Source organism: Mesorhizobium sp. P5_C1, assembly GCF_054049815.1.
Genome location: NZ_JBFULQ010000016.1, coordinates 1 through 26,885, shown reverse-complemented (window position 1 = coordinate 26,885; position 26,885 = coordinate 1). Strand labels below are relative to the sequence as shown.

The 26,885-nt window shown below is 64.1% G+C and carries 27 protein-coding genes; 19 read left to right on the top strand and 8 right to left on the bottom strand.

The window, feature by feature from the left end; all coding sequences use genetic code 11:
* Both ACXJ7R_RS02895 and ACXJ7R_RS02890 read left to right on the top strand, forming a co-directional pair.
* On the top strand, positions 1–263 hold a 263-nt coding region (locus ACXJ7R_RS02895; RefSeq protein ID WP_457150496.1), incomplete at its 5' end, for a hypothetical protein.
* Positions 264–367: 104 nt separating this feature from the next.
* Entirely contained in the window at positions 368–652 is a 285-nt protein-coding gene (locus ACXJ7R_RS02890) for a hypothetical protein (RefSeq protein WP_457150495.1), read from the top strand.
* A gap of 159 nt (positions 653–811) precedes the next feature.
* Here the strand turns inward: ACXJ7R_RS02890 and secA are convergent, their stop codons facing one another.
* Positions 812–3,544: a preprotein translocase subunit SecA gene (gene secA, locus ACXJ7R_RS02885; RefSeq protein ID WP_457150494.1), complete on the bottom strand. Its 2,733-nt coding sequence runs from the start codon at positions 3,542–3,544 to the stop codon at positions 812–814.
* 260 nt (positions 3,545–3,804) lie between these two features.
* Here secA and ACXJ7R_RS02880 point away from each other — a divergent pair, with 260 nt between their 5' ends.
* The gene (locus ACXJ7R_RS02880) at positions 3,805–4,743 is read left to right on the top strand and encodes a peptidylprolyl isomerase (protein ID WP_457150493.1); all 939 of its coding nucleotides are present in this window, start codon (positions 3,805–3,807) and stop codon (positions 4,741–4,743) included.
* A gap of 73 nt (positions 4,744–4,816) precedes the next feature.
* Here the strand turns inward: ACXJ7R_RS02880 and ACXJ7R_RS02875 are convergent, their stop codons facing one another.
* The 3 genes from ACXJ7R_RS02875 to ACXJ7R_RS02865 all read right to left on the bottom strand — a co-directional run bounded on the left by ACXJ7R_RS02875 (position 4,817) and on the right by ACXJ7R_RS02865 (position 7,566).
* A complete protein-coding gene (locus tag ACXJ7R_RS02875) occupies positions 4,817–5,416 on the bottom strand; it encodes a TetR/AcrR family transcriptional regulator (RefSeq protein WP_457150492.1) in 600 nt (199 codons plus the stop codon).
* A gap of 297 nt (positions 5,417–5,713) precedes the next feature.
* Positions 5,714–5,980, bottom strand: coding sequence for a hypothetical protein (locus ACXJ7R_RS02870; protein ID WP_457150491.1), 267 nt, complete (start codon positions 5,978–5,980; stop codon positions 5,714–5,716).
* Between the two features lie 356 nt (positions 5,981–6,336).
* Entirely contained in the window at positions 6,337–7,566 is a 1,230-nt protein-coding gene (locus ACXJ7R_RS02865; protein WP_457150490.1) for a caspase family protein, read from the bottom strand.
* Between the two features lie 166 nt (positions 7,567–7,732).
* On the opposite strand from ACXJ7R_RS02865, the gene argJ reads away from it, so the two are divergent.
* The 5 genes from argJ to ACXJ7R_RS02840 all read left to right on the top strand — a co-directional run bounded on the left by argJ (position 7,733) and on the right by ACXJ7R_RS02840 (position 10,921).
* A complete protein-coding gene (gene argJ / locus ACXJ7R_RS02860) occupies positions 7,733–8,974 on the top strand; it encodes a bifunctional glutamate N-acetyltransferase/amino-acid acetyltransferase ArgJ (RefSeq protein ID WP_457150489.1) in 1,242 nt (413 codons plus the stop codon).
* A gap of 29 nt (positions 8,975–9,003) precedes the next feature.
* Positions 9,004–9,756, top strand: coding sequence for a GNAT family N-acetyltransferase (locus ACXJ7R_RS02855; protein ID WP_457150488.1), 753 nt, complete (start codon positions 9,004–9,006; stop codon positions 9,754–9,756).
* Between the two features lie 8 nt (positions 9,757–9,764).
* Positions 9,765–10,187 (top strand): (deoxy)nucleoside triphosphate pyrophosphohydrolase, encoded by a 423-nt coding sequence (locus ACXJ7R_RS02850; protein WP_378983720.1) that lies wholly within the window; start codon positions 9,765–9,767, stop codon positions 10,185–10,187.
* A gap of 127 nt (positions 10,188–10,314) precedes the next feature.
* Positions 10,315–10,632, top strand: coding sequence for a hypothetical protein (locus tag ACXJ7R_RS02845; RefSeq protein ID WP_457150487.1), 318 nt, complete (start codon positions 10,315–10,317; stop codon positions 10,630–10,632).
* Positions 10,633–10,741: 109 nt separating this feature from the next.
* The gene (locus ACXJ7R_RS02840; RefSeq protein ID WP_457150486.1) at positions 10,742–10,921 is read left to right on the top strand and encodes a Flp family type IVb pilin; all 180 of its coding nucleotides are present in this window, start codon (positions 10,742–10,744) and stop codon (positions 10,919–10,921) included.
* Positions 10,922–10,949: 28 nt separating this feature from the next.
* Here the strand turns inward: ACXJ7R_RS02840 and ACXJ7R_RS02835 are convergent, their stop codons facing one another.
* Entirely contained in the window at positions 10,950–11,822 is an 873-nt protein-coding gene (locus ACXJ7R_RS02835; protein ID WP_457150485.1) for a methyltransferase domain-containing protein, read from the bottom strand.
* Between the two features lie 64 nt (positions 11,823–11,886).
* On the opposite strand from ACXJ7R_RS02835, the gene ACXJ7R_RS02830 reads away from it, so the two are divergent.
* The 5 genes from ACXJ7R_RS02830 (at position 11,887) to ACXJ7R_RS02810 (ending at position 14,998) form a co-directional block, all read left to right on the top strand.
* Positions 11,887–12,687, top strand: coding sequence for a ComF family protein (locus ACXJ7R_RS02830; protein ID WP_457150484.1), 801 nt, complete (start codon positions 11,887–11,889; stop codon positions 12,685–12,687).
* 27 nt (positions 12,688–12,714) lie between these two features.
* Positions 12,715–12,984, top strand: coding sequence for a glutaredoxin 3 (grxC, locus tag ACXJ7R_RS02825; RefSeq protein ID WP_457150483.1), 270 nt, complete (start codon positions 12,715–12,717; stop codon positions 12,982–12,984).
* A 12-nt stretch (positions 12,985–12,996) separates the two neighbouring features.
* A complete protein-coding gene (locus ACXJ7R_RS02820; protein ID WP_457150482.1) occupies positions 12,997–13,863 on the top strand; it encodes a carbon-nitrogen hydrolase family protein in 867 nt (288 codons plus the stop codon).
* Positions 13,860–14,285, top strand: coding sequence for a DUF1178 family protein (locus ACXJ7R_RS02815; protein ID WP_457150481.1), 426 nt, complete (start codon positions 13,860–13,862; stop codon positions 14,283–14,285). Before ACXJ7R_RS02820 ends, ACXJ7R_RS02815 begins: the two co-directional genes overlap by 4 nt.
* 122 nt (positions 14,286–14,407) lie before the next feature.
* The gene (locus tag ACXJ7R_RS02810) at positions 14,408–14,998 is read left to right on the top strand and encodes a hypothetical protein (RefSeq protein ID WP_457150480.1); all 591 of its coding nucleotides are present in this window, start codon (positions 14,408–14,410) and stop codon (positions 14,996–14,998) included.
* A gap of 62 nt (positions 14,999–15,060) precedes the next feature.
* Here the strand turns inward: ACXJ7R_RS02810 and ACXJ7R_RS02805 are convergent, their stop codons facing one another.
* Positions 15,061–15,546 (bottom strand): MarR family winged helix-turn-helix transcriptional regulator, encoded by a 486-nt coding sequence (locus ACXJ7R_RS02805; RefSeq protein WP_457150479.1) that lies wholly within the window; start codon positions 15,544–15,546, stop codon positions 15,061–15,063.
* A gap of 97 nt (positions 15,547–15,643) precedes the next feature.
* Here ACXJ7R_RS02805 and ACXJ7R_RS02800 point away from each other — a divergent pair, with 97 nt between their 5' ends.
* The gene (locus tag ACXJ7R_RS02800) at positions 15,644–16,534 is read left to right on the top strand and encodes a DMT family transporter (protein ID WP_457150497.1); all 891 of its coding nucleotides are present in this window, start codon (positions 15,644–15,646) and stop codon (positions 16,532–16,534) included.
* Positions 16,535–16,687: 153 nt separating this feature from the next.
* Positions 16,688–17,203, top strand: a complete 516-nt coding sequence (locus ACXJ7R_RS02795) for a flavin reductase family protein (protein WP_457150478.1) — start codon at positions 16,688–16,690, stop codon at positions 17,201–17,203.
* Between the two features lie 59 nt (positions 17,204–17,262).
* Here ACXJ7R_RS02795 and ubiG read toward each other — a convergent pair whose 3' ends face one another.
* Positions 17,263–18,012 (bottom strand): bifunctional 2-polyprenyl-6-hydroxyphenol methylase/3-demethylubiquinol 3-O-methyltransferase UbiG, encoded by a 750-nt coding sequence (gene ubiG / locus ACXJ7R_RS02790; RefSeq protein ID WP_111548894.1) that lies wholly within the window; start codon positions 18,010–18,012, stop codon positions 17,263–17,265.
* 184 nt (positions 18,013–18,196) lie between these two features.
* Here ubiG and ACXJ7R_RS02785 point away from each other — a divergent pair, with 184 nt between their 5' ends.
* Both ACXJ7R_RS02785 and ACXJ7R_RS02780 read left to right on the top strand, forming a co-directional pair.
* Entirely contained in the window at positions 18,197–18,766 is a 570-nt protein-coding gene (locus ACXJ7R_RS02785; protein WP_457150477.1) for a putative glycolipid-binding domain-containing protein, read from the top strand.
* Between the two features lie 145 nt (positions 18,767–18,911).
* Positions 18,912–21,143 carry a diguanylate cyclase gene (locus ACXJ7R_RS02780; RefSeq protein ID WP_457150476.1) on the top strand — a complete coding sequence of 744 codons (2,232 nt, stop codon included), beginning with the start codon at positions 18,912–18,914 and terminating at the stop codon, positions 21,141–21,143.
* 78 nt (positions 21,144–21,221) lie between these two features.
* Here ACXJ7R_RS02780 and ACXJ7R_RS02775 read toward each other — a convergent pair whose 3' ends face one another.
* Positions 21,222–23,102, bottom strand: a complete 1,881-nt coding sequence (locus ACXJ7R_RS02775) for a CHASE3 domain-containing protein (protein ID WP_457150475.1) — start codon at positions 23,100–23,102, stop codon at positions 21,222–21,224.
* Positions 23,103–23,334: 232 nt separating this feature from the next.
* Between ACXJ7R_RS02775 and ACXJ7R_RS02770 the strand changes: the two genes are divergently transcribed.
* Entirely contained in the window at positions 23,335–24,588 is a 1,254-nt protein-coding gene (locus ACXJ7R_RS02770; protein ID WP_457150474.1) for an aspartate kinase, read from the top strand.
* A gap of 83 nt (positions 24,589–24,671) precedes the next feature.
* On the top strand, positions 24,672–26,885 hold a 2,214-nt coding region (gene ptsP, locus ACXJ7R_RS02765; RefSeq protein WP_457150473.1), incomplete at its 3' end, for a phosphoenolpyruvate--protein phosphotransferase.

Genomic DNA, 26,885 nt, shown 5'->3' with positions numbered 1-26,885 from the left:
GGTTCAGCTACCGTAAGCGCGATCGCAGCCGGCCACAGATCGGCGACAAGCGACCGCCGTCGCCGCTCGATTTCATCCGGCCGGATCACTGGCTCGCCGAGTACACCTCGGATCTGATCGATCTGCTCAACGTGCTCGGCCGGCTGGTCGCATTGGAGCCGGCGCAGGCCGATCTCATGGAGCGCATCCTGAATGCTGAACTGATCAAGGTCGCGCACCTGCAATCGGCGCTCGCAGCTACCGGCGCGGAAACAATCAACTGACAGGGCTGCGTCAGGAATGCGGGGATAAGCTGATCGCGGGTGGTCGCTTCACGAATAGGGATGAGGCATAGTCCGAGTCAGATCGAACCCGCGCGTCCGTGGACATGGCAAGAAACCAACTCGACCTTTTTGGCGCCGAAGAACAGTCCAACCTGTTCGACGAAGATGCGCCGACGGTTTACTATCACGGCGATCCCGACAGGGTACGCGCGCGATTGCACAGGCTTATCGCCGAGGCGCGCAGCGCCGAAACGCTGCCGTGGGATCAGGACAGCACCCGGCTTTACCGCAAGATCGTGCCCCAGATGGTGCTTTGGCTGCCAGAAGAAGAAGCGGCGCAATTGAAGTTCGAGTTCGAGGCCGAAATGGTGCGGCTGAAGGCGGCGTAGGAAATCGCGGAGGCCGGCGCTACAGCGCCCCCCTCTGGCCTGCCGGCCATCTCCCCCTCAGGTGGTGAGATTGGCTGGTCGCCAACGTCAGCGCCGCCCCTCATCCGCCCTTCGGGCACCTTCTCCCCGTATAGTGACGGGGAGAAGGGAAGCATTCCCTTACGCGAATGCGCCGTGGCAGTGCTTGTACTTCTTGCCGGAGCCGCAGGGGCAGGCTTCGTTGCGGCCGACCTTGCCCCAGGTCGCCTGGTTGTTCGGGTCGCGGTTCTCGGGAGCGACAATGGCTGTCGTCTCCGGACGGACCAGGAGGGCGGTTTCGCCGCCGTCGAAATCATTCTCCCCGGTGGTGCCGTCGATATGCATGCCGAACATGTCGGGCGCTTCGGGCGGCGGTGCTTCGGCGGCCTGGCGCACCAGTTCGACGCGCATCAGTTGCGCGGTGACGGCCTGGCGCAGATTGCCCAGCATCGCCTGGAACAGCTCGAATGCCTCGCCCTTGTACTCCTGCAGCGGATCGCGCTGGGCGTAGCCGCGGAAGCCGACGACCGAACGCAGATGGTCGAGATTGACGATGTGCTCGCGCCACAGATGGTCGAGCGTCTGCAGCACCACCGAGCGCTCGACATAGTTCATCACCTCGGGGCCGAAGCGCTCGGAGCGCTCCTTGGCGGCGGCGTCGGCGGCCTGTGTGATGCGCTCGCGGATGTCGTCCTCGGCGATGCCTTCTTCCTTGGCCCAGTCCTCGACCGGCAGGTCGAGATTGAGGAATTCGGCGACCTCGGCCTTCAGCCCGGCAACGTCCCACTGCTCGGCATAGGCGTTTTCGGGAATGGCCTTGGCGACGATCTCGTCGATGACGCCCTCGCGCATCTCGCCAATCGTTTCCGAGAGGCCTTCGCCGTCCATCAGTTCGATGCGCTGCTCGAACACCACCTTGCGCTGGTCGTTGGAGACGTCGTCGTATTTCAGCAGGTTCTTGCGGATGTCGAAGTTGCGCGCCTCGACCTTCTTCTGCGCCTTTTCCAGCGCCTTGTTGATCCAGGGATGGATGATCGCCTCGTCTTCCTTGAGGCCGAGCTTCTGCAGCATGCCGTCCATGCGCTCGGAACCGAAGATGCGCATCAGATCATCCTGCAGCGACAGGAAGAATTTCGAGCGGCCGGGGTCGCCCTGGCGGCCGGAGCGGCCTCTGAGCTGGTTGTCGATGCGGCGCGATTCGTGGCGTTCGGTGGCGAGCACATAGAGGCCGCCGGCGGCCAGCGCCTTTTCCTTCAGGCGCTCGACGTCGTCATTGATTTCCTTTTCACGTGCCTCGCGCTCGGGTCCGGCCGGCATGTCGCCCAGCTCGTCGGCGATGCGCATCTCGGCATTGCCGCCGAGCTTGATGTCGGTGCCGCGGCCGGCCATGTTGGTGGCGATGGTGATGGCGCCCGGCTTGCCGGCCTGGGCGACGATCGCGGCCTCGCGCTCGTGGTGGCGGGCGTTCAGCACCTCGAAATCCTTGAAGCCTTCCTTGCGCAGGCGCTCGGCCAGCTGCTCGGATTTTTCAATGGAGGTCGTACCGACCAGCGTCGGCTGGCCCTTGGCGCTGGCTTCGCGGATCTCCTTGACGATCGCCTTGTACTTCTCCTCGACCGTCCGGTAGACCTCGTCGTCCTCGTCCTTGCGGACGACCGGCAGGTTGGTCGGGATCTCTGTGACGTCGAGATTGTAAATGTTGCCGAACTCTTCGGCCTCGGTCAGCGCCGTGCCGGTCATGCCGGAAAGCTTCTTGTAGAGGCGGAAGTAGTTCTGGAAGGTGACGGAGGCGAGCGTCTGGTTCTCCGGCTGGATCGTCACATGCTCCTTGGCTTCGAGCGCCTGGTGAAGCCCTTCCGAATAGCGGCGGCCCGGCATCATGCGGCCGGTGAATTCGTCGATGATGACGATCTCGTCGTTGCGGACGATATAGTCCTTGTCCTTCTGGAACAGCCGGTGCGCCTTCAGCGCATTGTTGACATGGTGGACGATGGCGACGTTCTCGACGTCGTAGAGCGACTCGCCCTTGAGCAGGCCGGCATCGCGCAGCAGGTTTTCCAGCTTCTCGGTGCCTTCCTCGGTGAAGATCGAGGTCTTCTGCTTTTCGTCGATCTCATAATCCTGCGGCTGCAGCTGGATGATGAAGGTGTCGATGGTGTTGTACATTTCCGAGCGGTCCTCGAGCGGACCGGAAATGATCAGCGGCGTGCGCGCCTCGTCGACCAGGATCGAGTCGACTTCGTCGACGATCGCGTAATTGTGACCGCGCTGCACCATCTGGGCGCGCTCGTATTTCATGTTGTCGCGCAGATAGTCGAAGCCGAGCTCGTTGTTGGTGGCGTAGGTGACGTCGGCGGCATAGGCGACCCGGCGCTCCTCGTCGGACAGGCCATGGACGATGACGCCGACCGAAAGGCCGAGGAACTTGTAGACGCGACCCATCCATTCGGAGTCGCGGCTGGCGAGATAGTCGTTGACGGTGACGACGTGGACACCGTTGCCGGCGAGCGCGTTGAGGTAGACCGGCAGCGTCGCGACCAGGGTCTTGCCCTCGCCGGTGCGCATCTCGGCAATGCCGCCATTGTGCAGCACCATGCCGCCGATCAGCTGGACGTCGAAGGGGCGCATGCCGAGCACGCGGCGCGCCGCCTCACGGGCGGTGGCAAAGGCGGGAACCAAAAGGTCATCGAGGGTGGCGCCGTTGGCGATGTCCTGGCGGAATTTCGCGGTGCGGCCAACCAACTCCTCGTCGGAGAGTGCCCGCATCTCGTTTTCCATGGCGTTGATCGCCTCGACACGGGGCCGGGTCGATTTGACCCGACGGTCGTTGGAGGAACCGAAAACCTTACGGGCGAGACCGCCGAGACTGACCATCCAATGGTCCTTTCGATAGAATTCTCAATCTTGAGACGGACGCCGGCTGGCCCCATCAAATCCACGTGAACGCACCGCTTGAACACGGGCAAACACAAAAAGCGCCCGGAAAACGGTTCTGGACGCAAAGTCGTTGGACAGATAAGAGGGGGCTCAACTGATGTCAACGCCGCGCTGGCCCTGCCGGTCGCGCCAAATTCCGCCACAATCCGGCTGATCTGGAAACCTTCCGCCCTCATAATCCTTACCGGAGTCATCTTATGTCCTTGTTGTTCCGCCGCGCGTCGCTTGCCAACCTTGGCCTGGCCATCGGCTTGTCGGCCCTTTCGTTGTCGCCGCTGATGGCGCAGACCGCTCCCGCTCCGGCGGATGCAGCAGCACCTGCCCCGGCGGATGCGGCAGCACCTGCCGCGGCACCGGTCGATCCGAACACCGTGATCGCCACGATCAACGGCCAGCCCTTGACCGAAGCCGACCTGGTGCTTGCCGAAGGCGAGCTGTCGCAGCAGTTCGCCCAGCTGCCGCCCGAGCAGCGCCGCGCCGCGGCCCTCTCGGCGGCCATCGAAATCCGCGTCATGGCCGCCCAGGCGGTCACAACCGGCCTCGACAAGGATCCCGACTTCCAGCGCCGCATGGCCTTCCTGCAGCAGCGCGCGCTGCATGGCGAGATGGTCGAGAAGGGCGTCGTCGACAAGGTCACCGACGCCGAGGTTCGCGCCCGCTACGACCAGGAGATCGCCAACACGCCGCCCACCAACGAGGTGCATGCCCGTCACATCCTCGTGAAGACGAAGGAAGAGGCCGAGGCCATCATCAAGCAGCTCGACGGCGGCGCCGACTTCCAGAAGCTCGCCAACGAGCACACCAGCGATCCGTCGGGCAAGACCAGCGGTGGCGATCTCGGCTGGTTCGGACCTGGCCAGATGGTGCCGGAGTTCGACAAGGCGGCTTTCGCGCTCCAGGTCGGCAAATRCACCGAGCAGCCGGTGCAGTCGCAGTTCGGCTGGCACKTCATCAAGCTCGAGGACAAGCGCACCAAGCAGCCGCCGGCATTCGACGACGTCAAGGACCAGGCCAGGCAGGCGGTCATCCGCGACAAGTATTTTGCGCTGGTCAAGTCGCTGCGCGCCGGCGCCAAGATCGAGATCCCCGACGAGAAGCTGAAGAAGGCGGTCGATACGCTGGAAAGCGCCAAGTAAGCCTGAATTTTTGAAAGGGCCGCGGCAGCCAAGGGTTGCCGCGGCCTTTTTTGTCGACTGCGCCGGCCGTTTTTCACTTTCCAGGCGCTGCTATGCCTCGCATCACGTAGCTGACCGTCTTGCGGATCGTGGCTTCGTCCTCGTCGAGCCGGTTGGTCAACAGATGCTTCCAGGCGAAAGAAGCGACGAGGTCGGCGACCAGCGCCGAATCGATGTCGACGCCGATTTCGCCCCTCGTCTTGGCGCGTTCGATTATCTGGCCGGTATGCGACGTTCGGCCCTGTGCGTAGCCGGCAAGTGCCGCGGACGCCGCGTCATCCGACTGCGCCTCGGCGATCAGCGACCGGAACACGCTGCCGGACGATGTCTCGCGCCAGTGGGCGAACAGGTTTTTCAGGAAGCCGACGAGATCCTCCTCCAGCCGCCCGGTATCGGGAACATCGACGCGTTTCTGGCGCTGGTAGACTTCGAGYAGCAATGCGGCCTTGCTCGGCCACCAGCGGTAGATGGTGGGCTTGCCGGCGCGAGCCCGCCGCGCCACCGCCTCGATCGAGAAACCGGCATAGCCGGCCTCGACCAGCACGGCCTCGGCGGCTTCGAGAATGGCATCGGCGCTGTCTGGGTTGCGCCGCGCGCCGATCGATTTGCGCGCCGGATCGACGTCTACGCCCATTTCTGTCGTCCTCGCAATAATTTCGCCGGCAATATACGCGACCCCGCGATCAAACGAAACGCCCCGTTTTCAAGCTGCTGGAGGCAGTGGCGGCGGCAGGGGCAACGATCCCGGGTTAACGGGTTCCATAAAAACCTTCGCCGGCGTGTTGGTTGACGGAGCATCAAAAAGCAAAAACCCGCCTGGGCGGCGGGTCACTGGCGCAAATCAGCACCATCGACAAATACGTAGCATAGTTGCCCTCACTGGGTCAAGAAAAAATTCCTATCGACATGAAACGCGAGCGGCGGTAGTGCCTCAATTTGAGATAATCGAACGCGCGGCATCGGCGGCCCGGTCCAGCAGGATTCTTGCTCGCCCCTGTCCTATCTCGCGTTGATATTCCGCTAGGAACCAGAGTTTTATTCCCTCTGGAGAAGCTCTAGCCACCCGCTTCATTTCAAATTGGACCACGATTTTTGCATCGACAAGAACGACATATTCGTCATCGAATTGGTCCGGCACTTCTTTGATCAGATGGAAAACAGCGCCCAGCACTCCCAGAGAGGAGACTGCTTCGATCAAGGCTAAGTCGCGAGTGGAATCCTCGGGCCTTAGCCTCAGCGGTTCAACCTCGTAGCGATCTCGGAGGTATTTGGCCGACATCCGTTAGCCTTGGCCTTTAGGTCCGGTCTGCATGTTACTCCCCTGCGCCTTCCAAAGTGATAAACACGAGCGGCACTTCCTCGGCGCTTGCTGTGGCTGGCTGCGGTACATGCGTTATCTCGGTTACCGCGTAGATGGCCAGACTCTCGCCAGATGGCATGTGCACCCAGTCGCCGACCACAGGCATTGACGCGAAGGTCCACATCGAGGCTTCGTTTTCAATTTTGACAAGGCAACGGATTGCCACACAACTGCTCCATGCTTTGCGCCGATCTCTACTGCATCGCTTGAGATGTCTCGGACTCGATGCGCCAGCCGCCGTCCGCCTTGACCAGGCCAAGCGTGACGCGTGCCTTGCCGGTCAGGCGCGCCGCCGACTTGTCCTTCGGCAGATAGTCGTAGCGCATCGCAAAGACGGCCTCGGCGCGATCCTCGCCATGCGGGGTGACCTCCAGGCTGCCGGGCTCCAGGCCAAGGGACCAGGAGGCCCATTGCGCGAACCAGTCGGCCTTGACCCTGGCGATGGCGTCGGCGTCGTAGCGCGTGCCGAAAATGGTCGCGGAGGAGCCGTAGAGCCGCTTGACGGTCTCGCTCATCGCCTTGGTGTCCGGCGCCAGATAATCGCGGCGCAGGAATTTCTCGATCGAGCCCTTGTCGTCACCGACGGATCGTTCAAGTGCTGCAACTTCCGTCGAGGGGGGCGGAGCCGCGGCCGGTTTCTGCGGCTGGGCGGGCTGTCCGTCCGGGACGAATTCGAAGCGCTCGAGCAGCGATCCCTGCTCCCAGGGGCGCTGCGCCTCGCGCGTTTGCGACACCACGTCGCGGCGCACCGCGATCATCATGTCGTTGATGCTCTGGCCGGGCTCGGCGATGTGCCGCAGCAAGGCCTCGGCGAAGGGCGAGTTGCGGCCGCTTCCGTCCATGGCAACCGCACCAGGTGCTGTCGAGAAGGCAATGAACGAGCCGCGCGTCGAATCGAACTGCGCCAACCCGGCCAGCGCCGTCGCCGAGCGGGTGGTGGCGGTGCGGCTCAGGCTGCGGGCAAACGGGTTGTTGCGGCAGGCATCGAGAAACACCAGGCTGACCTTGGTCTGCTGTTCCATGATGTCGAGGACCTCGTCGATCGGCACGGCCTCGAGTTGGAGCTTGACCGGCATGTCGAGCCTGGCGTCGACCGGCACGATGTAATTGCGCCCCTCGACCTGCAAGCCGTGGCCGGCATAGTAGAAAAGCCCGACGCCGGCGCCTTCGAGCGCATCGGAGAACTCGCCGATGCTGCGTTCGAGCTCCCGTTTGCCGAGATCATTGCCTTCGATGACCTCGAAACCGATGGAGTGCAGCTTGTCGGCGATGTCGAGCGCGTCGTTGACCGGATTGGCCAGCGTGCCGGCGTCGGCATAGGTGCCGTTGCCGATGACCAGCGCCACGCGCCGTTGCGGCTGTGCATCGGCGCTCAGCAGCAAAAGTCCCAGAAACGCCCATGCGAGGATCGCAAGCCTGCCCATGGGGAAGATCATAACGTCATCGGCCCCGGCGATGCCAACGGATTTGAAATGCAGGCTTAATTCCGATTGGGTTTCCGCCCCTGGCGACAAGCGAAAACGCCCTTGCGCCCGCGCGTCGTATCGGGCAAACCGGCCTTCCCTTGCGATTTTCCCGCCCGAGGTCCCCATGTCCACGACGATTTCGCCGCTTGCGCCGAAGAAATACCCCAAGATGCCGGCCATCGAGGGGGTGCGCATCGCCACCGCCGAGGCGGGGATAAAATACAAGAACCGCACGGACCTGCTGACCATGGTGTTCGATGAAGGCACCGCGGTCGCCGGCGTGTTCACGAAATCGAAGTGCCCCTCGGCGCCGGTCGATTTCTGCCGGCAGAATCTCGGCGCCGGCAAGGCGCGGGTGCTGATCGTCAATTCCGGCAACGCCAACGCCTTCACCGGCAAGAAGGGCCGCGAGTCCACCGCGCTGACGGGCGAAGCCGCGGCCAAGGCCGCCGGCTGCAGGCCCAGCGAGGTTTTCCTGGCTTCGACCGGCGTCATCGGCGAGCCGCTCGACACCGGCAAGTTCAGCCATCTGCTGGCCGGACTGGTCAGCAACGGCAAGCCTGATTTGTGGACCGAAGCGGCAAAGGCGATCATGACCACGGATACCTATCCGAAAGTCGCGACCGCAATCGTCAAGCTCGGCGACACCGACGTCACCATCAACGGCATCTCCAAGGGCGCCGGCATGATCGCGCCCGACATGGCGACGATGCTGTCCTTCATCGCCACCGACGCGCCGATCGCCGCACCCGTCCTGCAGGACCTGTTGTCGCGCGGCACGGCCAAGACCTTCAACGCGGTCACCGTCGACAGCGACACCTCGACCAGCGACACGCTGCTGATCTTCGCCACCGGCAAGGCGGCAAAGCGCGGTGCGCCAGAGATAACCGACGCGAAGGATGCGCGCCTTGGCGCGTTTCGTCGGGCACTCGGCAAGGTGCTGAAATCGCTGGCGCTGCAAGTCGTGCGCGACGGCGAGGGYGCCCGCAAGCAGGTCGAAGTCACGGTCACCGGCGCGAAATCGGCACGGTCGGCCAAGCGCATCGCGCTGTCGATCGCCAATTCGCCGCTCGTCAAGACGGCGGTCGCCGGCGAGGACGCCAATTGGGGCCGTGTCGTCATGGCGGTCGGCAAGGCCGGCGAGCCCGCCGATCGCGACCGGCTGTCGATCTGGTTCGGCGACAACCGGCTGGCGCATGAGGGCGAGCGCGACCCAGGCTATTCGGAGGAAGCGACCTCAGCCTACATGAGGCGCGACGACATCCGCATCCGCGCCGACATCGGCATCGGCCGCGGCAAGGCGACGGTGTGGACCTGCGATCTCACCAAGGAATATGTCGCCATCAATGGCGACTATCGGAGCTGATGGCTTTGGCTTCCAGGCATCCGGCAAGCATGCTCGCGATCGTCCGCCGCTACGAGGCGGCCGGCTTTCGGGCCTGGCCGGCAGCGGCCGTCCACTATGACGGCACCTGGGTGGTGCGGTTGACCGCCGGCCATCCGGCCAAGCGGCTGAATTCGGTCAATCCTCTCGATCCCGGTGACACCCAGCATATCGCAGACCGCATCGGCCGTGCCAGCCGCCGTTTCGATGCCTATGGCAGGCCGCTGACGTTCCGCATGTCGCCGCTGTCGGGTCCCAGTCTCGCCAGTCATCTCGACCGCGAGGGCTGGAGCCGATTCGACGAGTCGCTTGTGATGCGGCTGCCGCTGGCCGACGCGCAACTCGATGCCGCCATGGACCAGATCCMGCTGAAGGACATCAGCCGCTTCATCGGCGCGTCGCTCAAGGTCAGCGGTTCGGACGTATCGCTGCGACCCGGCCTATCGGAGATCATCGGCGCCATCCAGCCCGAGGCCGGGCTGTTCGCGCTCGAAGACGGAGCCGAGCCGCTGGCGACGCTGATCTGCGTGCACGATGGCGATCTTGCCGGCCTGTTCGAGATCGCCACCGACAAGTCGGCGCGCAACAAGGGCCACGGCCGCAACCTGATCCTGTCGGCGCTGAAATGGGCGCGGCTGCGTGGCGCTCGCGAAGCCTGGCTGCAGGTCGAGGCCGGCAATGTGCCCGCGCTGGCACTCTATCGATCGCTCGGCTTCGACGAGGTCTATCGCTACCACTATCGCCGGCCGCCTGTTCAGGAGTGAAATTGGGCATGAGTGATGTGACGATCGCCGGCAAGCGCCTGCTGCTGGTCGCCGCCTGTGCGCTGGTCGATGCCGATGGCCGGGTGCTGCTGGCACAGCGCCCCGAGGGCAAGCAACTTGCCGGCCTGTGGGAATTTCCCGGTGGCAAGGTCGAGCCCGGCGAGACGCCGGAACAATGCATCATCCGCGAACTGCACGAGGAAATCGGCATCGAGACCGACATTCCCTGCCTTGCGCCGCTCACCTTCGCCAGTCATTCCTATGACGATTTCCACCTGCTTATGCCGCTGTTCATCTGCCGCCGCTTCCGCGGTATCGCCCAACCCAGGGAGGGGCAGGCGCTGAAATGGGTGCGGCCAAAGCAGATGCGCGACTATCCGATGCCGCCGGCGGACGCGCCGCTGATCCCGTTCCTGATCGATCTCCTCTAGGGACGCCTTCCGCCTGCCGTGTCGAAGCGCTGTATCAGTCAGCGTTAATGGAAGATTTATCTCGCCGTGAAAAAGTGAAGCATGGTCGTTTCGTGGCCGTGCCGCCGATTCGCTGGGGAGCGATAGAATGAACCTGGACAGGGATTGGGACTCGATCCGGCCCGATCGCGCCTTTCGCGCCRCCGACGCGGGCATGGGCATCTTGCGCATCACGCTTCTGTTCGGTTCGGCCGCGGTGGCGCTGGCGCTGATCGCCGCGCCTCTCCTCGACAGCCAGACACGCTCGCTGTCGGCCCGCGATGATTTTGCCAGCGGGCTCGACATGATGGCCACCGGCTCGGTCAGCCATCGCGAAACCTATACGGTGCGCCGCAGCGTGCTGCAGCCGGAGCCCAGTTCGGTCTGCATCATCAGGTCCAATGGCAGAAGCAGCGGCGACTGCTGACATGGTTAAGAGATTCGACAAGGGCGGCGGTTTCACCGCCTGTTAAGCCTTTGCCGTTAACCTTTCTTAACAGATCGGCGGTAAGGTTCTGGCCAGAGGGGTTTAGGTCATGAATGCAGTGCTGCTTCGTTTTCTGAAGGACGAGACCGGCGCAACGGCTGTCGAATATGCCCTGATCATCGGTGTGCTGTCGTTGACCATCATTGGCGGCATCAGCCAGGTTTTCAACGCAATCACCTGGCTGTTCAGCGACAATACCAGCAGGCTTGTCAACGCCCTCGGGCCCTGAGGTAGCCGTCCGCGCCTGCGGGGCCGGTTCATTGCCCGTCGGGAGCCTCCAGTATTGTCTTCAGCGAGACCTTGGCCGACCCGGGCTTCAGCGGTTTTTGCTGCGATGCGTCGGGCGCCCAGCCGGACATCCAGACGATCGAGAAACTTGCCCTCACGCGGCCATCGGGGTCGGAAAAGCGTTCGGCGTAGATTTCCGCCGCGCGGGCAAACAGCTTGCGCGAGCCCGGCCGCCGGCTGCGATCGGTGAGCGCACTGGTTTCGCCCATCGCCCGCAGATCCGCCATCAAACCGAACAGGCTGGCATAGCGCACCGTCACCGTCTCGACATCGGCGACCGGCAGAGCGAGACCGGCACGCTGCAGAAGCGCACCGGCATCGCGCACATCGGTGAACGGGATGACACGCGGGCTGGCGCCGCCATAGAGCTCGGTCTCGGCCGCAAGCAGGCTTTCGCGCAGCTCGAAAAGCGTGCCGGCGCCGGCAAAGGCGCCGAGGAAAAGCCCGTCTGGCCGCAGCGCGCGGCGGATCTGGATCAGCATGCCGGGGATGTCGTTCATCGCCTGCAGCGACAGAAGGGAGACCGCCAGATCGAGGCTTTCCGGTTCGAACGGCACGGTTTCGAGTGGTGCAATCAAGCCGGCGCCGCCATTCAGGAAAGCCGCGTCCGTCTCGACGCGGACAATGTCGGCGACCTTGCCGCTCTCGGCGAGCATTTCGGCTGCCGCCGCCGTCTGGCAAAACAGCACCGCGGCCTTGCCGAACCGGCGCTCGACGGCAGCCAGCCGATCGGCAAGGTCCTCGGCCGTGCGGCGCATGAGGAAATCGGAACCGTCAACGGGATGGGCGAGCGCGCGCCGCTTGTGCGCCAGCCAAAGCGAAATATCCATTATCGGCCGCAACGGGCAAATCCTTGTTTGTCCACGCTCTGAGATTGTTCATATAGTGGCGCGCAGGACCAACCACGTGGCCGATCCGATGCCCAAGATCAAGCCCATCGAGATCAAGAGCCTGGCCCGATCGGCCCTCGGCTGGCCGGCGCGCATCCTGTTTCCGCCGGTCTGCGCCGGCTGTCGCCGGCATGTCTCGCAGCCCGGCGTCCTGTGTGGCGGCTGCTGGCCGAAATTGCGGCTGCTGGAACGGCCATGGTGCCCGGTGATGGGCACGCCGTTCACCCACCATATGGGCGAGGGCTTTCTATCCGCCGAGGCGATCGCCGATCCGCCGCCCTTCGAGCGGGCGCGGGCCGCCGTCGCCTATTCCGGCGTCGCCCGCCAGATGGTGCAAGGGCTGAAATACCAGGATCGCACGGATCTCGCGCCATGGATGGCGCGCTGGATGGTGCGCGCCGGCGCCGATCTCATCGCCGAGGCGGATGTGGTGGTGCCGGTGCCGCTGCACTGGCGGCGCTTTTTCAGGCGACGCTTCAACCAGTCGGCGGAACTGGCAAGGGCGGTCTCCGTGCTGAGCCAATTGCCCTTCGCGCCTTCGGCGGTGCGGCGCGTCAAACTCACCCGCCAGCAGGTAGGGCTGGAGAGGCAGGAGCGCGAGGAGAATGTACGGGCCGCCTTTCGCGTGCCCGCCGAGGCGGAGATCGAGATTGCCGGCCGCAGGGTCCTTTTGATCGACGACGTCTACACCACGGGCGCCACCGTTCGGGCGGCAACCAAGGCGCTGAAAAGAGGTGGCGCCGGTGCCGTCGACGTGCTGACCTTTGCGCGTGTGTTGCCGGGGGACTTTCGGGCGGACGAGTCCGCGACTATATAAGTCGGCAACGAACAGCGGAAATTCGTCATGGCCGATGTCACCATCTACACCCGCATGATGTGCGGCTATTGCACGGCAGCCAAGCGGCTGCTCGAGCGCAAGGGCGTCGCCTTTACCGAGCACGACGCCTCCTTCTCGCCCGAACTGCGCCAGGAAATGATTTCCCGCGCTCACGGCCGCGCGACCTTTCCGCAGATTTTCATCGGCGATACGCATGTCGGCGGTTGCGATGACCTCCACGAGCTGGAAGCCGAAGGCCGGCTCGACAAAATGCTCGCCAACGGCGCAACGATTTGAGGGGATATGACGATGGGTGTTTTCAAGGCCGCTGCGATCCAGATGCGTTCAGGCGAGAGCCCCGAGCGCAACGCTGTCGATCTCGAACGGCTGGTGCGTGAAGCCGCCGGCCAAGGTGCGACCTACATCCAGACGCCGGAAATGACCGGGGCGCTGATCCGCGACAAGGAGGCGCGTGCCGCCTCGTTCACCTCGGAGGACAAGGATATCGTGGTGGCGACCGCGCGCAAACTGGCGAGCGAGCTTGGCGTCTTCCTGCATATCGGCTCGACCGCCATCCTGCGCGCCGACGGCAAGCTCGCCAACAGGGCGCTGCTGTTCGGCCCGGACGGCGCCACGCTAGCCACCTATGACAAGATCCACATGTTCGACGTCGATCTCGACAATGGCGAGAGCTGGCGCGAATCCGCCGCCTACGAGCCGGGCACCGAGGCTGTCGTGACCGAGATCGCAGGCGCGAAACTGGGGTTCGCCGTTTGCTACGATCTGCGCTTTCCGCAATTGTTCCGCGCCGAGGCGCTGGCCGGCGCCGACCTGCTTTCCGTGCCCGCCGCCTTCACCCGCCAGACGGGCGAGGCGCACTGGCACGTGCTGCTCAGGGCACGGGCCATCGAGAACGGCGCCTATGTCGTTGCCGCCGCGCAAGGCGGCCTGCACGAGGACGGCCGCGAGACCTATGGCCATTCGCTGATCGTCGACCCGTGGGGCCGCATCATCGCCGAAGCCGCGCATGACGAGCCGGCGGTGATCGTTGCCGAGATCGATCCGGCGCAGTCGGCCGCGGTGCGCAAGAAGATCCCCAATCTCAAGAATGCGCGGGATTTCGCCGTCAATGCCGGCGTGGGCGAGGCGCCGCGTCTCAGGGGTGCGGCCTCTTGATCCGCTTTGCCCTGATTTGCGAGCACGACCACGAATTCGAGGGCTGGTTTCGGAGCAACGAGGATTTCGACACCCAGAAGAAGCGCGGTTTCGTCGATTGCCCGAGCTGCGGCTCGCACAAGGTGCAAAAAGCCCTGATGGCGCCGGCCGTGTCCACGGCACGAAAGCAGGAAACGATAGCGCTCGCCATGGGCGAGGCGCAGAAGCAGGCCCTGGCGCAGCTCAAGGCGATGGCCGAGAAGGTGCGGGAGAATGCCGACTATGTCGGCGACAAGTTTGCCGAGGAAGCACGCAAGATCCATTTCGGCGAAAGCGACGCGCGCGGCATCTATGGCGAGGCGACGCTGGACGAGGCCAAGAGCTTGGCCGAGGACGGCGTCGAGTTCATGCCGATCCCGGTGTTTCCGGACGACCGCCACTGAAATCCATGACGACTTCGCGCCGGTCCCGGAAGGTCGAACGGCGACATGCTCCAAGAACATCGCTTCGCGTTTTTTTGGATCGGCTGGCCGTAAGGTCTAGCGACAAGAGAACAGTCGGCGGAATGCTTATCATCTATGACGCTGACAAGGGCGGCAAGGATGCGGACAAGGTTGCCGCCGCACTGCAACTGGTTCAAGACTTTGACCCAGTTCGGTATCGGCGTGTTGTCCGAGACCTCAAACAAATTTGGATCACAACCATTTCCGGCGCCGCAGGGCAGTTCGTGGGATCGACATCGACTTGCGAGCTCGATGAACGATTCGTGATGGGCGAACACACATCGATCGAACAGGTGGCTGGCGCCATCGTGCATGAGGCCACGCATGCGCGCCTCGATCAGTGCGGAATTGGCTACGAGGAGGGATCGCGCGCCAGGGTAGAGGAGGTCTGTATGGGGCGCGAACTGGCTTTCGCAGCCAAGTTACCGGACGGGGCGAGTATTCGCCGGTGGGTTGAAGCTCGGCAAGAGGGGGCCATTGATTATTCCAATACAGCGTTCAATACGCGAGAGATTGCCGGAGCGCGGGATGCCCTGATCCATCTGGGCGCGCCGGGCTGGTTTGCGGATATGATCGTCTTTCTCGCAAGGCTGAGGCGGCGCGGGAGCGCAAAACGACAGGCAGGCGGAAGCGCTTCCGAGCCACCGAGCTGACCGTCCTTGGTGCATTCACGTCCAAGGTGGCCGATGCGTCCCAGATCGCCACAAATAGCAGGTCAACTCACGCTGCCGATCAATTTCTCAAGCAGCCGTGACAGCGTTTCCCGTTCCGCCGGCGTCAAGCTCGCGAGGATCTCATGCTCGTTGGCAACGTGGGCGCTGACAGCCTCGTCGATCAGCGCAAGACCCTTTTCGGTCAGCCGCACGACAATGCCGCGCCGATCGTTGGGGTGCGGCCCGCGCAGGATCAATCCGGACGTTTCGAGCCGGTCGAGCCGGTTGGTCATGGCGCCCGACGTCACCATCGTCGCTTCATAGAGAGCGGTCGGCGTCAGCGCGTAGGGTGATCCCGCGCGGCGCAGCGTCGCCAGCACGTCGAACTCCCCGGGCTGCAGCCCAAAGCGGGCAAAGAGCGGCGCGAGGCGCTCGCGGGCGATCAGCGAGGAGGCCTCGTTCAGCCGCCCGAGCACCGCCATCGGCGAGACATCCAGATCCGGCCGCTCCCGCTTCCATTGCTCGATCGCTCTTGCTGCCCTGTCCAACTGTCTCACCATCATATATCTTGACGTTAAGAATCTTTCCATTATCTTACCTCAAGATGCATTGCCGGCCAAGAGCCGCGCATGACGGGGCTCGATGATGAAATTTCTCTGGGATTCGGCGCTCGGCCTGCTGGTGATCACCGGTGGCCTGCTCGGCCTGACGCTGCCGTTCGGCAAGCTCGCCACGGCTGCCGGTGTTCCGGCCATGGTCTGGGCCTTCGTCATCTCGCTCGGCGCCGGCGGCGTGCTGCTGTTCGCCCTGCTGCTGCGCGGCCAGCGCATCCGGCTCACCGCTCGCAAATTGCGCTATTTCTTCATCACCGCGGCGGTGTCCTATGCCGTCCCGAACCTGATGATGTTCTCGGCCATTCCGCATCTTGGCGCCGGCTACACCGGCATCATGTTCACGCTGTCGCCGGTCCTCACGCTGGTGTTCTCGATCGTGCTGCGGGTCCGGCGTCCCAACATGCTGGGCATCGTCGGCATCGCTGTCGGCTTCGTCGGCGCGGTCATGGTGGCGGTGACGCGCGGCGAGGCCGGCCAGCCGGCCGATTTGTTCTGGGTGGTGATGGGCCTGCTCATCCCGGTCAGCCTTGCCGCCGGCAACATCTACCGCACGGTGGACTGGCCGGAAGGCACCGGTCCGATCGAGCTTGCGGTTGGCAGCCACCTGGCGTCGGCGGCGATGCTGTTTGTCGGCATTCTCGCCCTGTTCGGCGCTGGGGCCTTCGCCCCGCTCGGCGGCGTGCCACTGGTCGTCGTCGCCCAGGCCGCGTCGGCGTCGGCGATGTTCGCCTTCTTCTTCCGCCTGCAGTCGGTCGGCGGCCCCGTCTATCTCAGCCAGATCGGCTATGTCGCAGCGGCGGTCGGGCTGTTTGCCGGCACGGTCTTCCTCGGCGAACATTATCAGCTGCTGACCTGGGCTGGCGCGGTCATCATCACTGCCGGCGTCTTCATCACCACCAAGGCACAAAGCCAGAAAGCGTAAGCGGCCTCGGCCGAGTGGCATGCGTCATGCCGGCTGCCATGGCGCCGGGAGCGGGCTCACCCGAATTTGTCCTGGATTCGCTTTATCTTCTTGTTTGAGCGTGGTCTTTTCCGAAAAGCCGTTTCCGCTGTCCGGGACATCGAGGAGCCAGCCATGACTGAATCAAAGGTTCCGGAGGGAACTCCTGTCGGCGTCGCGGATTTTCGAGCCGCGATGCGGCTGATCGTCGGCAATGTCAGCGTCATCACCGCCGGCGTCGGCGAGGATCGCTCCGGCCTGGTGGTCATTTCGGTCGTCTCGCTGTCGGCCGAGCCTCCCAAGGTGATCGCCTGCGTCAACCGATCGTCGTCGACCTGGCCGCTGATCGAACGCTACCGCCATTTCGGCGTCAATTCGCTCGGACCCCAGCATCATCGCGTCGCCGAGCGGTTCTCCGGCTTTGGCGGCATCAAAGGCAACGACCGCTACGAGGGCGCCGAATGGATGACGCTGAAGACCGGAGCTTCATTGCTTTGCGATGCAGTGGCCGCCTTCGACTGCAGCCTCGACGAGATGATCGATCGAGGCTCGCATTCCATCGTCATCGGCACGGTCGAGGCCGTGCGCACCAGCGATGCCGGGCAGGCGCTGATCTACTGGCGGGGCGGTTACAGGCCGCTCGACGCCTAGGATGTGCTGATATTCAGGTGATGCCGGCCTGCAAACGACGTTCCTGYGCGTCCGGTGGATCAGACCGAGCCTTTTTCCGCCAGCACCATGTAGTTGACGTCCATGTCCTTGGAGCGCGCCCAGCGGTCGGCGAGCGGATTGTAGGTGACGCCGGTGCGGTCGATGATGCTCAAGCCGGCGCCGCCAAGCGCCTTTTCGAGTTCTTCCGGGCGCACCAGCTTGCCGAACTGGTGGGTGCCGCGCGGCAGCCAGCGCAGCACATATTCGGCGCCGATGATGGCCAGTCCGAGCGCTTTCAGCGTGCGGTTGATGGTGGCCACGAACATGATGCCGCCGGGCCGGACCATTTCGCCGCATTTGGCGACGAACAGGTCGATGTCGGCGACGTGCTCGACCACTTCCATGTTGAGGATGACGTCGAATTTCTCTCCGGCGTCGGCCAGATCCTCGGCCGTCGTGGCGCGGTAGTCGACGCTCACATTGCCCTCGGCCGCGTGCAGCTTCGCCACTTCGATGTTCGTTTCGGAGGCATCCGCTCCGACCACCTCGGCGCCAAGCCGCGCCATCGGCTCGCACAGAAGCCCGCCGCCGCAGCCGATGTCGAGGATGCGCAGGCCCTCGAAGGGCCGTGCCGCGCGCGGGTCGCGGCCGAAGCGTGTCGCTATCTGGTCGCGGATATAGGAGAGCCGGACCGGATTGAACTTGTGCAGCGGGCGAAACTTGCCGTTCGGATTCCACCATTCGGCGGCAAGAGCGGAAAAGCGCTCCACTTCTCCGGCATCGATCGTCGATCGTCGGGGCTCTGGCATCGGTTGTCTCCTCAAGTGCTAGGAAGTCGGGCGTGGGGCGGCGAATGTCAAGGCAACAATTTTCCCCCGCCGCCAGGGCGATGCATTCTGTCAGGGCATGTCAGTTGCCGGGTGCCGCGGGTGAAACACAATTGGCCAGGCAGGCGAAGGACAGGGCATCGTTTTGAAGGCGAGGGAGTTGACGATGGCACCAATGACGGCTTCCATCCTTTGGCGCCGGCTGGACGTGGAAGGCCACGACGCCTGCCTGCTTTCGCCGACCGACGGCGGGCAGAGCCTCAGGGGCGAGGCCATCTTCGTCCAGGACGGCCAGCCATGCTGCCTTGCCTATGAGGTGATTTGCGATGCCGGCTGGCGCACACGATCAGCGCGGGTCGACGGCTTTTTCGGCACCGGCAAGCTGCACTACGCGATCGAACGAAGGTCCAGCGGCCAGTGGATGCTGAACGGCGAAGCCCAACAGGGCGTCGCCTGGCTTGTCGACGTCGATCTTGGCTTCACGCCGGCATCGAATCTGCTGGCGATCCGTCGGTTCGACCTCGGCATCGGGGAGGCGACGCCCGCCCCGGCCGCCTACCTGACCTTCCCCGAACTCAGGCTGGTGCGCCTCGATCAGACCTACCGGCGTCTCGACACGGTTCGCTATGCCTATGCCGCGCCCATGTTCGGCTATGACGAGGTCCTCGACGTGTCGCCGCACGGCTTCGTCGTCGATTATCCCGGCCTGTGGAGAGCCGTCGCGCAGCCAGGCTGACGCAGCATCCCTGGGTGCAAGGTGTCTGTCCCAGCGACAGTGGTTGATAGGGCTTCCTTAACATGAAATTTACGAGGTTGGCGGTTTCCTGAAGCACGACGGGGATTCGGCATATAGATTGCCTTTCCTAGAATGGGGTGGCTTGGTGCGGATCAAGACCCAGATTATCGCCACTTTGCTGAGCGCAGCGGTCTTGATCGGCCTGGTGGGCGGTATTGCAATAGTCTCCCAGATGTCGCTGACCAGATCCGCCGCACTGGCCGAGGCGACAAGCGTCGCACGGCAACTTGCGGCGTCGATCGCCTTCAAGACTGCCGATACGCCACGCCCGTTGTTCGAGAGACCCGAGGCACTGCGTGAATTCGTCACTTCGCAGCACAGCGGCTCGAAACGCGACCTCGTCGTGGTCGATCGCGGCAAGATCATCCTGGCCGATATCCCAGGTGAGGAACAAAACGTCGGAACCGCGTTCGACCATGATCGCGGCAATGAAATCGGCCGTACGCTCGATGACGGCGAGCCGCGCGACTTCGTCGAAAGCAGCGCCGACGTGTCCGAAGCGATCAACCTGGTCGCGGTGCCGATCAAGGATGCCCCGGGCAAGATCGTCGGCGCGGTCCTGTTCGAATACACGCCGCTGCTGCGCGCCGCGCAACAGCGCACCAACAACATGCTTTGGCTTGTCGGCCTGAGCACCGCAGCCGCCGTGCTGATCTCGGCGATCTCGGCCTTCCTTTTGCTGCGCGGCTTTGGCGCCGGTCTGTCCGGCCTCAACCGCGGCATCGAATCGCTGGCGCGCGGCGACGCCGGGGCGCGAATCGGCAACACCTCCAATGATGAGTTCGGCCAATTGGCACAAGGGTTCGACCAGATGGCATCCGAGCTCGAAGCCTCGCGTGGGCAGCTCGTCGAGCAGAAGGCCTATATCGAGGATATCGTCCGTACCGTTGCCGAGGGCATTGCTGTCATCRACGRCAAGGGCCGGATCGTCTCGGTCAATCCGGCAGCCGCTGAGATCATCGGGTTGCGCAACGACAAGATCGAGGGGCAGGACTGGCCGTCGGTCCTCGACATAAGGGGATTGTCGGGAAACAGGCTGGCGCAGGGTACGTCCCCGATCGAACTGGCGCTGACCACGGGCCGCCGGCATCAGGCCGAGGTGCGGCTGGCGAAGCCCGATGGATCGCACCTGCCGGTCATTGCGAGCTGCAATCCGCTCAATCGCGCCGATGGCGGCATCGTGCTGACGTTGAGCGACATCGCAGAGTTGCGCAGCGCCGAGCGAGCGGTCAGCGATCGCGCCGAGGAACTGGCGACGCTGAACCGCGAACTGAAGGAGACGTCGCAGGCAACCACCCGCCTGGTCAAACTCGGCGAGCTGCTTCAGGCTTGCGTCACCTTCCAGGAGGCGTTCTCCGTCGTCGGGTCGGCCATGCCCGACTTCTTTGGCGGATTGAGCGGAACCGTTCACCTCACCAGCGCCTCGCGCAATCTGGTCGAGGAGATGGCGTATTGGGGCGCGGTCCGTTCGAGCGTTGGCCAATTTGCGCCGGAAGATTGCTGGGCGCTGCGGCGCGGCCAGGAGCATGTTGCCGGCCCCGGCATGCTGACACCACGCTGCAACCACATCACCGAGAATGGCGGCCGCGGTTATGTCTGCATGCCTCTGGCGGCACAGGGAGAGACGCTTGGCATCGTGCATCTGTGCGAACCAGACGCCGCCGACAAGCCGGATTGGCTGGCCGAGCGGCAGCAGATCCTGCGCGGCGTCGTCGATACGCTGGCCTTGGCCCTCGCCAATTTGCGCCTGCGCGAAACACTGCGGCAACAATCGATCCGTGATCCCAACACCGGGCTCTACAACCGCCGCTATCTCGAGGAAACAAGCAGTCGCGAACTGAGGCGCATGGAGCGTGCGGAACAGCCCCTGGCGATGATCATGCTCGATGTCGATCATTTCAAGCAGTTCAATGACACGTTCGGCCATGAAGCCGGCGATCTCGTCCTCAAGCAGGTCGCCGGCACGCTGCTCGACCACGCCCGGGAAAGTGACGTGGTGTCACGCTATGGCGGCGAGGAATTCGCCCTGATGATGCCGGCAACGTCGCTGGCGCACGGTGCCGAGCGCGCCGAGACGCTGCGAAAAGCGATCAAGCAGCTTCACCTCGCTCATCGCGGCCGCACGCTTGGCACCATCACCGCGTCATTCGGGGTGGCTGCCTTTCCGGAGCTAGGCGCCTCCTGGGCGGAGATCGTCAACGCCGCGGACCGCGCGCTCTATCAGGCAAAGGCGGACGGGCGCGACCGCGTCGTCGTCGGGCTGGGCAAGGCCCCCGCCGACCGGCACCAGGCCAAGGCCAGCAAAACCCTGGCTTGAGGTCCGGCGTCCCGCTGTCGCACCCAGCCAGAAACGCGGTTGCGTCCGGACAGGTCGCCGTCATCGATCACGACAGGATCATTCCGGGCCGGGCTGCTTCGTGTCCAGCACGTCGCGCAGTTTCGCCGCCAGTTGCTCGATGGTGAACGGCTTGGCCAGGAAGTGCACGTCGTGGTCGAGCACGCCGTTGTGGACCACGGCGTTCCTGGTGAAGCCCGTGGTAAAGATCACCTTCAGCTGCGGCATGCGGGCGACCGCTTCCTCCGCAAGCTTGCGGCCGTTCATCACCGGCATGACGATATCGGTGAACAGAAGGGCGATGCCGGGGTTTTCGGCCAGCGTCTGCAGCGCTTCCTGGCCGCTACCGACATGGATGACGGTGTAGCCGATCTCGCGCAGGGCATCCGTGGTTGAGGCGCGCACGCGTGCATCGTCCTCGACGACAAGGATGGTTTCGGTGACCGGAGCCATGGGGTTGTCGCCTCGCCCCACCGGCACGGCGACCTCCTCCTGTCCGAAGAAGCGCGGCAAATAGATCTTGATGGTCGTGCCTTCGCCGGGCTCGGAATAGATCTTGACGTGACCGCCGGACTGTTTGACGAAGCCATACACTTGGCTCAGCCCCAGGCCCGTGCCCTTGTTGACCGGCTTGGTGGTGAAAAAGGGCTCGAAGGCCTTGGCCATGGTGTCGGGCGCCATGCCCGACCCGGTGTCGCTGACGGCGACCATCACATACTGGCCGGCTTTGACCTCGGCATGGGTGGCTGCGTAGCTGTCGTCGAGGTGGCTGTTGGCGGTCTCGATGGTCAGCTTGCCGTCGTCGCCCATGGCGTCGCGCGCGTTGACGGCAAGGTTGAGAATGGCGTTCTCGATCTGGCTCGGGTCGGCATGCGTCTTCCACAAGCCTCCCGCCAGCACGGTTTCGATCCGGATGGTTTCGCCGAGCGCCCGCCGAAGCAGGTCGGACATTCCGGTCAGCAGGCGGTTGGTATCGACGATCTGCGGCGCCAGCGGCTGCTGGCGTGAGAATGCGAGCAGCCTGGCTGTCAGATTTGCCGCCCGGTTTGCCGCGTCGATCGCCGCTTCGATGAATTTTGCGATGTCGTGCTCGCCGCGCTCCAGCTTGCGCTGGGCGAGGTTCATGGCGCTGATGATGACCGCCAGCATATTGTTGAAGTCGTGGGCGATACCGCCTGTCAGCTGACCGACTGCCTCCATCTTCTGCATCTGGCGGATCTGGGATTCAGCCTTTTCGCGTGTCTGGATCTCATTGCCGAGCGCGACGTTCTTGCGCGTCAGCTCATCCTGGGCGACGGCCACCTCGCGGTAGCGGCGTCGGGATTCGCGGATGGTGAAGGTGCCGAGCAGAAAGATCGCCAGCAGGGCCGCCAGCGAGCCGATGCGCAGCCAGGTCTCGACCTGGTCCGTGTGCTCGTCACGCTCGGCGACGGCGGCGGCGCCGATGCGCCGGATCGTATCCATGCTGGTCCGGATCTCGTCCATGGCGGCCTTGCCCTGACCGCTGCGGACCATCTCCAGCGCCTTCGCCGCGTCACCCTTGTCATAGAGGGCGATCGTTTCGGACAGCTCCGCCTGCTTTTGCGCAAGCGCATCCTTGATGTGACTGACCTGCGGGGCGAGCTGGTCGTCCGAGGCTGTCATGGTGTCGATACGGGCGAGTTGCCCCGGGATTGCCTCGACCGCCTTCCGATAGGGTTCGAGGTAGGATTTCTCGCCGGTCAGCAGATAGCCGCGCTGGCCGCTCTCGGCATCCTGCGCCAGTGAAAGCAGCCCGGAAAGCAGTTCCTGATATTCGATTGTCTCACGCGCGGCGGCGCGATTGGCCCGCTGGCTCTCGACCAGCACGGCGCGCGTGCCGACGATCAGCGCCAGCACCGCGAAGCCGATGAAAAGCGGGAGCGATTGCCATCGGGTGGCGCGTCGAAGACGAGCAATCATCTGTTATGCCGAACCAAATGGGAATTCCCGCGGGCAGCATTTCGTAAGCGGCGGCGGACCGGAACGCAATATGCCATCTTCTTGAAGTCGGCAATCCGCCGCTAGCCTTGCGAAAGCTTCATCATTTGGCTAAGGAGGCCGCGCATTCAGCGGCCGGCGTCAGCTGGCCTTCCGCTTTTCGGGATTCCGCTTTTGGGCTGGGTCCGGCTTCAGTCAAAGGCATTTCGCTTCCATGGCGCGCATCGTGATGAAATTCGGCGGAACCTCCGTCGCCGACATCGCCCGCATCCGCAATGTGGCGCGTCACGTCAAACGCGAAGTCGACGCCGGCCATGAGGTGGCGGTGGTCGTCTCGGCGATGGCCGGCAAGACCAATGAACTGGTCGGTTGGACGCGCGAAGCCTCGCCGATGCACGACGCACGCGAATATGATGCAGTCGTCGCTTCCGGCGAACAGGTCACCGCCGGCCTTCTGGCGATCACCTTGCAGAACATGGGCGTGCATGCCCGTTCCTGGCAGGGCTGGCAGATCCCGATCAAGACCGACAATGCGCACGGCGCGGCGCGCATCCTCGACATCGACGGCGCCTTCCTGATCAAGCGTTTCGGCGAGGGCCAGGTGGCGGTGGTCGCTGGCTTCCAGGGCATCGGCCCGGACAATCGCATCGCCACGCTTGGCCGCGGCGGTTCCGACACAAGCGCTGTGGCGATCGCCGCGGCGGTCAAGGCCGATCGTTGCGACATCTACACCGACGTCGACGGGGTCTACACCACCGATCCTCGCATCGAGCCGAAGGCGCGGCGGCTGGCCAAGATCTCGTTCGAGGAAATGCTTGAAATGGCCTCGCTTGGCGCCAAGGTTCTGCAGGTGCGTTCGGTCGAGCTTGCCATGGTGCACAGGGTGCGTACCTTCGTGCGGTCGTCCTTCGACGATCCCGATGCGCCCGGAATGGGGGATTTGCTCAATCCGCCCGGAACGCTCATTTGCGACGAGGAAGAGATCGTGGAACAGCAGGTCGTCACCGGAATTGCCTATGCCAAGGACGAAGCGCAGATTTCGCTGCGCCGTGTCGGCGACCGGCCGGGCGTCGCCGCCGGCATCTTCGGGCCGCTGGCCGAGGCCAACATCAATGTCGACATGATCGTCCAGAACATTTCCGAGGACGGCAAGTTCACCGACATGACCTTCACCGTGCCGTCGGGCGATGTCGACAAGGCGCTGGCCGTGCTCGAGCGCCTGAAAGCCTCGATCGGCTACGATGTCGTGCAATCGGAAGCCGGCATGTCGAAGGTTTCGGTCATCGGCATCGGCATGAGGAGCCATGCCGGCGTCGCCGCCACCGCTTTCAAGGCGCTGGCCGACCGTTCGATCAATATCCGCGCCATCACGACCTCCGAGATCAAGATTTCGATACTGATCGACGGTCCGTACACTGAACTTGCGGTTCGTACTTTGCATTCCGTCTACGGTCTGGATAAGCAGTAGCGAGAACGATTTGAGTTGTTGCTTGTGCGCCGGTCGCAGTGGAAACTGCGGCGGGCAGAATGCCCATTGGAGAAGAAGCCGCGATGCGTGATCAGGCCAGTGGCCCGCGCGTTTTGCTGAAACGGCTCCGCGAGCTCATGCAGGAGCCGCTGGAGCCGCAGGAGCGGCTTGACCGGATCGTGCGCGACATCGCCTCCAACATGGTCGCCGAAGTCTGCTCGCTCTATGTGCTGCGCGCCGATTCGGTGCTCGAACTCTACGCCACCGAAGGTTTGAACCCGAACGCCGTCCACCTGGCGCAGCTACGGCTGGGGCAAGGCCTGGTCGGCACGATCGCGGCCAGCGCGCGGCCACTCAACCTTTCCAACGCCCAGGAACACCCGGCCTTCGCCTACCTGCCGGAGACCGGGGAAGAGATCTACAATTCCTTCCTTGGCGTGCCGGTGCTGCGGGCAGGGCGCACGCTGGGCGTGCTGGTCGTGCAGAACAAGACGATGCGCCATTACCGAGACGACGAGGTCGAGGCGCTGGAAACCACGGCCATGGTCATCGCCGAGATGATCGCCACCGGCGATCTGGCGCGGCTGACCCGACCCGGCCTCGAACTCGACCTGCGCCGTCCGGTCAGTTTCACCGGCCTGTCCTTCAACGACGGCGTCGGGCTTGGCCATGTCGTGCTGCACGAGCCGCGAATCGTCGTCACCAATTTGTTCAACGAGGACAGCGAGGAAGAGGTTCGCCGGCTCGAGACCTCGCTCGGCTCGCTCCGGCTCTCCATCGACGACATGCTGGAGCGCCGCGACGTCGCCTTCGAGGGCGAGCATCGCCAGGTTCTGGAAGCCTATCGCATGTTTGCCAACGACCGCGGCTGGGTGCGCCGGCTGGAAGAGGCGATCCGCAACGGCCTGACGGCGGAAGCGGCCGTGGAAAAGGTGCAGAGCGACATGCGTGCCCGCATGCTGCACATGACCGATCCCTATCTGCGCGAGCGGATGAGCGATTTCGACGACCTCGCCAACCGGCTGCTGCGCCAGCTGATGGGCCGCGGGCCGGAAGATGTCGCGGCGTCGCTGCCCAAGGATGCCATCATCGTCGCCCGCTCGATGGGCGCCGCCGAGTTGCTCGACTATCCCCGCGACAAGATGCGCGGGCTGGTGCTCGAGGACGGTGCTGCCACCAGCCACGTCGTCATCGTCGCGCGCGCCATGGGCATTCCTGTCGCCGGCCAGATGAAGGGCGCCGTTTCCATGGCGGAAAACGGCGATGCCATCATCGTCGACGGCGAAGAGGGCGTGATCCATTTGCGGCCTCAGTCCGACCTCGAAGCCGCCTATGCCGAAAAGGTGCGTTTCCGGGCGCGCCGGCAAGAGGTCTATCGCGAGCTGCGCAAGAAGCCGTCGACGACGAGGGACGGTGTCCAGGTCGACTTGTTGATGAATGCCGGTCTTGCCGTCGACCTGCCACAGCTTGCCGAGGCGGGTGCGGCCGGCATCGGTCTGTTCCGTACCGAACTGCAGTTCATGGTCGCCTCGACATTTCCCCGCGCCGAGGCCCAGGAAAAGCTTTACCGCGACGTGCTCGAGGCAGCGCGCGGCAAGCCGGTGACCTTCCGCACCATCGACATCGGCGGCGACAAGGTGCTGCCCTATTTCAAGGGAGCGATCCAGGAGGAGAACCCGGCGCTCGGATGGCGGGCGATCCGCCTGACGCTTGACCGGCCGGGCCTGCTGCGCACCCAGATCCGCGCTCTGCTCAAGGCCAGTGGCGGACGTGAACTCAAGCTGATGCTGCCGATGGTGACCGAGCTTGGCGAGATCGCCCAGGCGCGCGAGATCATCGATCGCGAGGTCAGGCATCTGTCGCGCTTTGCCCATCATTTGCCGACCAGCCTCAAGCTGGGCGCGATGCTGGAAGTGCCGTCGCTTCTGTTCCAGCTCGACGAATTGATGAAAGCGGTCGACTTCGTCTCGGTCGGTTCGAACGATCTGTTCCAGTTCGTCATGGCCGTCGACCGCGGCAACACGCAATTGGCCAACCGGTTCGATACGCTGTCGGCGCCGTTCCTGCGCGTCCTGAAGCAGATCGCCGATGCCGGCATCCGCAACCACACGCCGGTAACCCTGTGCGGCGAACTCGCTGGCAAGCCGATCTCGGCGATGGCGCTGATCGGTCTCGGCTTCCGCTCGATCTCGATGTCCCCGGCCTCGATCGGCCCGGTCAAGGCGATGCTGACGGAACTGCCGCTGGATGAGTTGGAGGCGTTCTTCAAAGACAATCTGATGGCGCCGGCGCAGGGG